The sequence below is a fragment of the Acinetobacter sp. BHS4 genome, from assembly GCF_018454425.1.
Lineage (GTDB): Bacteria > Pseudomonadota > Gammaproteobacteria > Pseudomonadales > Moraxellaceae > Acinetobacter > Acinetobacter pittii.
In genome coordinates, this window is the sequence record NZ_CP075324.1 from 1 (window position 1) to 7,145 (window position 7,145).

At 32.0% G+C, this 7,145-nt stretch carries 9 protein-coding genes; 7 read left to right on the forward strand and 2 right to left on the reverse strand.

Going from position 1 to position 7,145, the window contains the following annotated elements; all coding sequences use genetic code 11:
- The 7 genes from repM (at position 1) to KIP84_RS18705 (ending at position 4,958) form a co-directional block, all read left to right on the forward strand.
- The gene (gene repM, locus KIP84_RS18675) at positions 1–924 is read left to right on the forward strand and encodes a replication initiation protein RepM (RefSeq protein WP_000845851.1); all 924 of its coding nucleotides are present in this window, start codon (positions 1–3) and stop codon (positions 922–924) included.
- A 67-nt stretch (positions 925–991) separates the two neighbouring features.
- A complete protein-coding gene (locus tag KIP84_RS18680) occupies positions 992–1,537 on the forward strand; it encodes a plasmid replication DNA-binding protein (protein ID WP_000736775.1) in 546 nt (181 codons plus the stop codon).
- Between the two features lie 1,323 nt (positions 1,538–2,860).
- Positions 2,861–3,217, forward strand: a complete 357-nt coding sequence (locus KIP84_RS18685; protein WP_000269904.1) for a type II toxin-antitoxin system RelE/ParE family toxin — start codon at positions 2,861–2,863, stop codon at positions 3,215–3,217.
- Positions 3,210–3,512 carry a helix-turn-helix domain-containing protein gene (locus KIP84_RS18690; RefSeq protein ID WP_001129974.1) on the forward strand — a complete coding sequence of 101 codons (303 nt, stop codon included), beginning with the start codon at positions 3,210–3,212 and terminating at the stop codon, positions 3,510–3,512. The genes KIP84_RS18685 and KIP84_RS18690 overlap by 8 nt, the downstream gene beginning before the upstream one ends.
- Positions 3,505–3,714 carry a hypothetical protein gene (locus KIP84_RS18695; RefSeq protein ID WP_000069475.1) on the forward strand — a complete coding sequence of 70 codons (210 nt, stop codon included), beginning with the start codon at positions 3,505–3,507 and terminating at the stop codon, positions 3,712–3,714. Before KIP84_RS18690 ends, KIP84_RS18695 begins: the two co-directional genes overlap by 8 nt.
- A gap of 174 nt (positions 3,715–3,888) precedes the next feature.
- Positions 3,889–4,407: a tetratricopeptide repeat protein gene (locus KIP84_RS18700; protein ID WP_000447195.1), complete on the forward strand. Its 519-nt coding sequence runs from the start codon at positions 3,889–3,891 to the stop codon at positions 4,405–4,407.
- Between the two features lie 38 nt (positions 4,408–4,445).
- Entirely contained in the window at positions 4,446–4,958 is a 513-nt protein-coding gene (locus KIP84_RS18705) for an SMI1/KNR4 family protein (protein ID WP_001089574.1), read from the forward strand.
- A gap of 106 nt (positions 4,959–5,064) precedes the next feature.
- Here KIP84_RS18705 and KIP84_RS18710 read toward each other — a convergent pair whose 3' ends face one another.
- A complete protein-coding gene (locus KIP84_RS18710) occupies positions 5,065–5,382 on the reverse strand; it encodes a hypothetical protein (RefSeq protein WP_000900860.1) in 318 nt (105 codons plus the stop codon).
- A gap of 204 nt (positions 5,383–5,586) precedes the next feature.
- Positions 5,587–5,778 carry a hypothetical protein gene (locus KIP84_RS18715; protein ID WP_000102616.1) on the reverse strand — a complete coding sequence of 64 codons (192 nt, stop codon included), beginning with the start codon at positions 5,776–5,778 and terminating at the stop codon, positions 5,587–5,589.
- Positions 5,779–7,145 lie beyond the last annotated feature (1,367 nt).

A 7,145-nucleotide genomic window follows, 5' to 3' on the forward strand; every position in this document is an offset into this window, starting at 1 on the left:
ATGAAAACAGAACTAATAGTTAAAGATAATGCATTAATTAATGCCAGTTATAACCTTGATCTAGTCGAGCAACGGTTAATTCTTCTAGCTATCGTTGAAGCAAGGGAATCGGGTAAGGGAATAAATGCTAATGATCCATTAACAGTTCATGCTGAAAGCTACATCAATCAATTTGGTGTACATCGAAACACGGCTTATCAGGCATTAAAAGATGCTTGTGATGATCTATTTGCAAGACAATTCAGTTATCAAAGTCTTAGTGAAAAAGGCAACATTATTAATCACAAGTCAAGATGGGTGAGTGAAGTCGCTTATATTGATAATGAAGCGGTTGTTAGACTTATTTTTGCTCCCGCTATCGTGCCTTTAATTACAAGACTAGAAGAACAATTTACAAAGTATGAAATACAACAAATAAGCAATTTAACAAGTGCTTATGCCGTTCGGTTATATGAGATATTGATTGCATGGCGTAGTACAGGAAAAACGCCTCTTATAACTTTGTCTGATTTCAGACAAAAAATAGGTGTACTCGATACTGAATACAAACGAATGTATGACTTTAAAAAATATGTCTTAGACATTGCATTAAAGCAAGTAAATGAACATACCGACATTACTGTTAAAGTTGAACAGCATAAGACTGGTAGATCAATTACAGGTTTTTCATTTAGCTTTAAACAAAAAAAATCAGTAACGAAGTCAGCTAAAAGTATAGGTGTAAGCGAAGATATAACGATCACTTTAACAGATGCACAACGCTATTCATTTGCGAGTAAATTGTCAGAGCTTCCAGAAATGGGAAAACTTTCACAAGGCACCGAAAGCTATGAACAATTTGCTGTACGGATTGCAGATATGCTAAAACAGCCGGAGAAATTAAAAGAACTTACTCCATTACTTCGAAAAGTTGGCTTTCAATAAATGATGTCAATTGACATTGTAAAGTTGACAGTCAAGTATTAACACAAATTGAAAACTGGTTTACATAATGAAAAAACTGTCAGTTTCAGAGTTGGCTAAGCTTTACGGATATTCACGACAAGCCATATATGCCCATATAAACAAAGGAAATTTATCTAAAGGATCTGATGGATTAATTGACTTCGCAGAAGCCATAAGAGTTTTTGGGGAACCACAAAAGAAAGATACTAATGTCAATCAAAGTCAATCAATTAACAGTCAAAACTTGACAGAAGTTGACCTATTAAAACGTCAAGTTGACATACTGGAAAAACAGTTAAATCAAGCACTGTTTAGAGAAAATCAATCACTAGAACGTGAATCGTTTTATCAAGATCAGATCGAGGCCATGCAGCGCTTACTAGAAGCACCAAAAGCCAATATGACTACGTTTACCGATCAAGAACAGTCGCAAGCGAATGTAGCTCAAGTACAGCCAGAACCTAATATTGATGATCCTAAACATGACGGATTGACTACTCCAGAGAATAAGCGCATTCCTGTTCCAGAGCATGTTGAACCAGAGCCTAAAAAGCGTGGCTTCTGGAGTCGTTTTTTTCTTCCATATGGTTAACTTAGGCTAAATAAAACCGTGGAACATTGCTCAATAAATAAGCGTGGAACGTGAAAAATCATAAAAAAAACCCACCTTGGGGAAGATGGGCTATAAACTAGAAACTACAGCATTGATTTCTAAGGAAAATTATAACACATTTCGTATAAGGTGTATTATGTTAATTTTTAGTTAATATAAAATTTAAATAGCTTCTGCAACTAATTTTAAAGCTGATTTAATTTTTTGCTTATTCTCATACATTTTTTTGTCAGCTTGTTCTGCTGCAAAATATAGCCCACTACTGGGATGCCTCCTATAAGGCAAGACATCTGATCGAGAATTTTTTTGCCAAGCTCAATAAAATCTCATACACCCTAATTTTATCTTCATATATAGTTTTCTCTATCACTTCATTGATCTCTTCATTCGTCCACTTTTGATACTTAGCCCTACAAATGAATATTGATTGCAAAATAAATTTGTGCTCATCTTTTCTCAGATAGAGATTCTTTACTTTTTTTCCATAAGAAACAATTAAATAGCTTGCTACTTCTAAATTCTATACCAATTAGAAAAAATTTACTGTTAATTAAAACTTAACAAAAGCCTAAACTTGCAAAATAGTCTAAATATGAGTTACTTAATGCTCAGAAAAATATTATTATTGTATTATTAATGTTTAATATTTGTGGTTTGTATGTTCTGGATTCTTATAGCAGTTCTAGTTTTGATTGGTATACTATTAATTATTTCTATGGTGAAGGAATATCTTAAAAATCCTTTCAGATAAATGACTCCATTTTAATCCATTTAACATAATGTGCGTTATCCGAAATGGCCCTTTAAGTTTACTTTAAGATCAACAACTTACATTGAGTTAAACCCCTGGAACGATCTCGTTCAACCGATTTAGAAATAAATCGGTTTTTTTATGTTCAATTCTGATACTTCTTGCCAATAAAATTGGTTAAAAAATGATCAAAAATACCAATTCCATAGAGTTTGTAAGCCTTTTTTACCCAAAAGAATCCACAATTTATGCGGATAACCATTGGGATAAATTTTGATTATTTTTTGTACGTTTTGGCTTACAGCGTTTCACGAAATTGTCTGTATCTATCCCCCGATGAAGCTCTTATGATCGATCTATATGGACAGGATGTTCAATGACTTAAAACAACAATAATAATCAGTCAGGCACCATGACCATCAGGTAGTCAGCCCTACCTATGCGCTCCATACCGAAAAATCCCGACATGACGTCGGGATTTTTTATTGCCATTTGCAAAGTCATTCAATCAGATTTAATATATAGACTGTAATCTATATTGTGATTGTAATATGTGGACAGTCATTACAACGGATCTGTTTAATGAATGGCTTGAACAGCAAGATGAAGCAACACAAGAGAAAGTCTTAGCTGCATTGGTTGTTCTACAACAGCAAGGGCCTAGTTTAGGTCGTCCTTTAGTAGATACCGTCTACGATTCTAAATTTACCAATATGAAGGAACTACGTGTTCAGCATCGTGGTAAACCGTTAAGGGCATTTTTTGCATTCGATCCCCTAAGACAAGCGATTGTGCTGTGTATTGGTGATAAGAGTAATAAAAAGCGTTTTTATACAGAGATGCTAGCAATTGCAGATGAGCAATACGCACTTCATCTCTCAACTTTAGGAGATCAATCTAATGGCTAAGAGCTTACAAGAATTATTGGCTAGTCGCTCTCCAGAGAGTCAAGCTCGTATTCAAAAAATGGCTGATGAATTACTTTTAGAAAGTCAGCTTCACCTTATCCGAGAAGAGTTAGAAATTTCCCAGAAAGAACTAGCTGCAACCCTTGGAATTAAACAGCCGTCATTATCAGCAATCGAAAATCGTGGTCATGATCTTAAAATTTCAACGATGAAAAAGTATGTTGAAGCAATGGGTGGAAAACTTCGTATTGATGTAGAGCTTCCAACAGGAAAACACATAGGGTTCAATGTCTAATAATAAACCTTTGAAAAATAGTACTAAATTACTTGTTAACTTAGACAAATTTATATTTTTAGTCAATGCTGCCGATAGCCTAGAAGAAATTGAAATTATTAGAGATTTATGCTGTGAATATTTTTCACATTGTAAGAGGCCAAGCTATTACATTGATATTTTTGACAATGCTTATTGGTTAAAATATTACGAAATAGCTTAATCCTTCTAGATTCGCATAAGAGTTTCTATGTTAAATAGGACTAAAAATATACTCTAATTTTAGAGTTTTCTTTTAGGTATGATGTAAAAACATACAAGCCTAAGAGTTTAATTTAAAGGTTAAGAATTGAATAAATTAGTAAATATTTTTATGGCTTTAGGAGTTTGCCTTTCAATGGAAACATTTGCAGAACCTGTTTTTTCTAATGATTTATTAGCGAAAGCAGAAAGTGGAGATACTTCTGCCCAGTTAGAATTAGCTGAGATTTATCTATATGGTCATGGTGTTGATTCAGATGAAAATCAAGCTGAAATTTGGGCTATTAAATCAGCTGAAAATGGAAATGTAGCAGCAATGTTTTGGTTAGCTGATGGATATGTTACCTATGCTAGATTAATAGAGGATGATGACAAAAACGATTCTTTAGAACATTTCCAAAAAGCTTTTAAGTGGTTTCAGAAAGCTTCAGAAAATGGTCATTCTGAATCAATGGTTGAGTTAGCTGACCTATATACTCGCGCAGATAGCGGAATAGAAGTTAATATTAAGAAAGCTTTAGAACTTCGTGAAAAGGCTGCAAAGTTAGGTAATAAGAAAGCAATGCGAAGTCTTTCCGCTATGTATCGTGATGGTATAGGCATTCCTAAAAATACTGATTTAGCTCAAAGTTGGTGGGATAAGTCTGAAAATTAATTTTAGTAAAAGTTAAGGATTTTTTAAGAGTCTAATAAATGAATAGTGTTCATGAAATTATAGAAAAAATACATAATGAATGGGAGATTGAACCTAAGAAAGCTATTCAGAGAGGTAGGGAATGTCCCTTTCCTTTGCAGTGTTCATTAAACCTAAAAAGCAAAATTTACCCACAAATACCCCAAGTACTTTTACCAAAAGTATTAGAGGATTTTTATACAGTATCTAATGGTGCAGATCTATTTAAAGATCAAGAATACGGACAATGGGGCTTAAAATTATATTCTATTGAGGAAGTAATTTTTGCTTCAAAAATTTATAAAAGTAATCGTAATAATGACGCTCTTCAAAGTGACTTAATTATTGGAGAATTCTATGGAGATTCAGACTTATTGTTAGTTCGATGTGATCCTAATAGTGATGATTACGGCTCTATTTTTGTTGTCTTACCTATAGATCAAAGACAAGATTGGTACATTGTTGCTAATACTTTTCAAGAATTCATTAGTAAATTTTATGAAACTCAGGGTGATAAATTCTGGGAACCTTAAAATTATATGGCCGATATAAGCTCTATTTAACTTATGTTCACCTAAAATTTATTTAATTATCACAAAAATAGTATCATTTTTTGAATTTCATATAACGCACATTATGTTAAATGGAATGTTTATGAGAAATTAATAGTCTATTTTTGTTTGAGATTGAAGTATATTTAAAAAAGTTAAGTTGTTTTTTTAAATGCATAACTTCATCTTTTAGTTTTTTGATTTGTTGCTCTCTTTCGTCCTGTATAGGGTAAGTAAGTTCACCAAATTTTCTAACTAACTGACTGTATTCAATCAATTTATTGTAGTCAAGTTCGAAATCTCCGCTTTTTATATATTTAAGTATAGTCGAGCGAGGTTTTTTATACGCTATAGCAGCATCACTGATCGAAAATTTTTTTAAAAAATGATGATTTTTACCTAGCATACTATTTCACTTAAGGCATTATTAATTTCGTATATATATGTTAATAAAATTAACACATACAAGATATAAATCTTTAATCATTATTGGTTAATAATCGAACGTTTACTTTACACATGCCCTACTCTGATAATTTTTCTATTATTAAATCAATATGCTTTTAAAAATTTATATTATTAACATAATACACCTTATACGAAGCCCAGGTTAATCCTGGGCTTTTTGTTGAATCTGATCATTGGTAGCAAACAGATCAGGATTGGTAATTTTGATGTTTTCCTGACAACTCCTGCAAAGCATCAGCCCAGCAAAAAGTTGTACATGTTCCGTTGATTCACAGAAGGCACATGGCTTAGGAAAAGAGATGATATTGGCTGAATTGACTAATTCTGTTGACATAAGAAGTAACCTTGGATTGTACATATTTATTTTTAATAAATTTCAATACTTTATACCTAATTTAGCCACTAAAATTTGTACATTATTGTATAATCCATGTGTACATATTATTTTTTATAATTTTCATTCACTTAGACCCAAAATAGTATTTATTTTTGTACAACACCATGTACAGAACAATAATCATATAAATCAAATTTTTAGCATAAAAAAGTCCATTAATTTTGTACACAATTCTGAAACTTAAAAATCTAAACTTTCATCAATTTTTTTCATAATTTCAATAAATTAACCTTAATTTTAAGATATATTCTGAAATTTGGTTTGAAAGTTGTTTTTACATTATATTTCAATACTTTAAATCAAAAAATTGGATTTTTTTGAAAAACTCAATGAAAGTTTATTTTTTATTTAAAAACAACTAGTTATATTAGTTTTTATCCATTTTTTTGAAACAGTTTCTATATGATAAAAAAACCTATAAAAACCATATCTAGCAAAGGTTTGAGGGTTATCATCTTTAGATGCGTGGTGTGTGACAAAAAAATCCCGGCATGTGCCGGATTCTGGATTAGAAAATTGGCTAAAGTGACGTAGGACTGGTGCTTGGTTTTACATGGAAAAAAGTATTTATTTTCTGGTTTATAAAAACGTAAAAAGATCAGTTTTTGTTCATTCATCCAGGTTAAAAATTTCAACCTAAAACTTTAATTATGAAAAGCTTCACAGAAAGCATTCAAATGCGATTTAAGAGCCTTTATCTAAAAAACATAGATCTTATAGCGAAAAACAGAAAACAGCTCAAAAAACGCAAAAGAGAGTGAAGTAAAGAGATGTTTTGACTTTAGATAGCTGCATAGAGCGAGTGTCTACGAGCGAACTATCAAAATTTGCGTCTAGACTCTCTGAAAAACATTTTTTTGCCCTCTTTAGCCTAAGAAAGCTTAATTTTTATGCAGAAATTTGCTCCTGGACCGAGCGTAGCGAGAAAAAAAGCTCATGAGCGAAGCGAATTCCGAGTTGCTTTTGCTTTTTCTTAAAGTCACGCAAGTATTAACCAAAAAATTGCCCCGACGAACTGAGCGAAAGCGAAGTTCAATAGAGTTTGAGCGAAGCGAAAACCAAGGGCAATTTTTCATGATCTGAGCTTTTAAATATTTTTAAATCTTTTAAATGCTTTTAGACATGCTGAAAGCCTTTATTTATAAAATTCTTAGAGACTATAAAACGAGGTTTACCTTGCATTAAAACGAGGTTTACCTTGCATTAAAACGAGGTTTACCTTGCATTAAAACGAGGTTTACCTTGCATTAAGCGAGTTTATGATATAGCCTCGTCTTATTGAATTAAAAATATAACCTTTTCAT

Excerpts from the sequence above, each read along its gene's own strand:
- KIP84_RS18705 (WP_001089574.1), top strand. The coding sequence starts at position 4,446 with ATGAATAGTGTTCATGAAATTATAGAAAAAATACATAATGAATGGGAG.
- KIP84_RS18680 (WP_000736775.1), top strand. The coding sequence starts at position 992 with ATGAAAAAACTGTCAGTTTCAGAGTTGGCTAAGCTTTACGGATATTCA.
- KIP84_RS18715 (WP_000102616.1), bottom strand. The coding sequence starts at position 5,778 with ATGTCAACAGAATTAGTCAATTCAGCCAATATCATCTCTTTTCCTAAG.
- KIP84_RS18690 (WP_001129974.1), top strand. The coding sequence starts at position 3,210 with ATGGCTAAGAGCTTACAAGAATTATTGGCTAGTCGCTCTCCAGAGAGT.
- repM (WP_000845851.1), top strand. The coding sequence starts at position 1 with ATGAAAACAGAACTAATAGTTAAAGATAATGCATTAATTAATGCCAGT.
- KIP84_RS18695 (WP_000069475.1), top strand. The coding sequence starts at position 3,505 with ATGTCTAATAATAAACCTTTGAAAAATAGTACTAAATTACTTGTTAAC.
- KIP84_RS18700 (WP_000447195.1), top strand. The coding sequence starts at position 3,889 with ATGGAAACATTTGCAGAACCTGTTTTTTCTAATGATTTATTAGCGAAA.
- KIP84_RS18685 (WP_000269904.1), top strand. The coding sequence starts at position 2,861 with ATGTGGACAGTCATTACAACGGATCTGTTTAATGAATGGCTTGAACAG.
- KIP84_RS18710 (WP_000900860.1), bottom strand. The coding sequence starts at position 5,382 with ATGCTAGGTAAAAATCATCATTTTTTAAAAAAATTTTCGATCAGTGAT.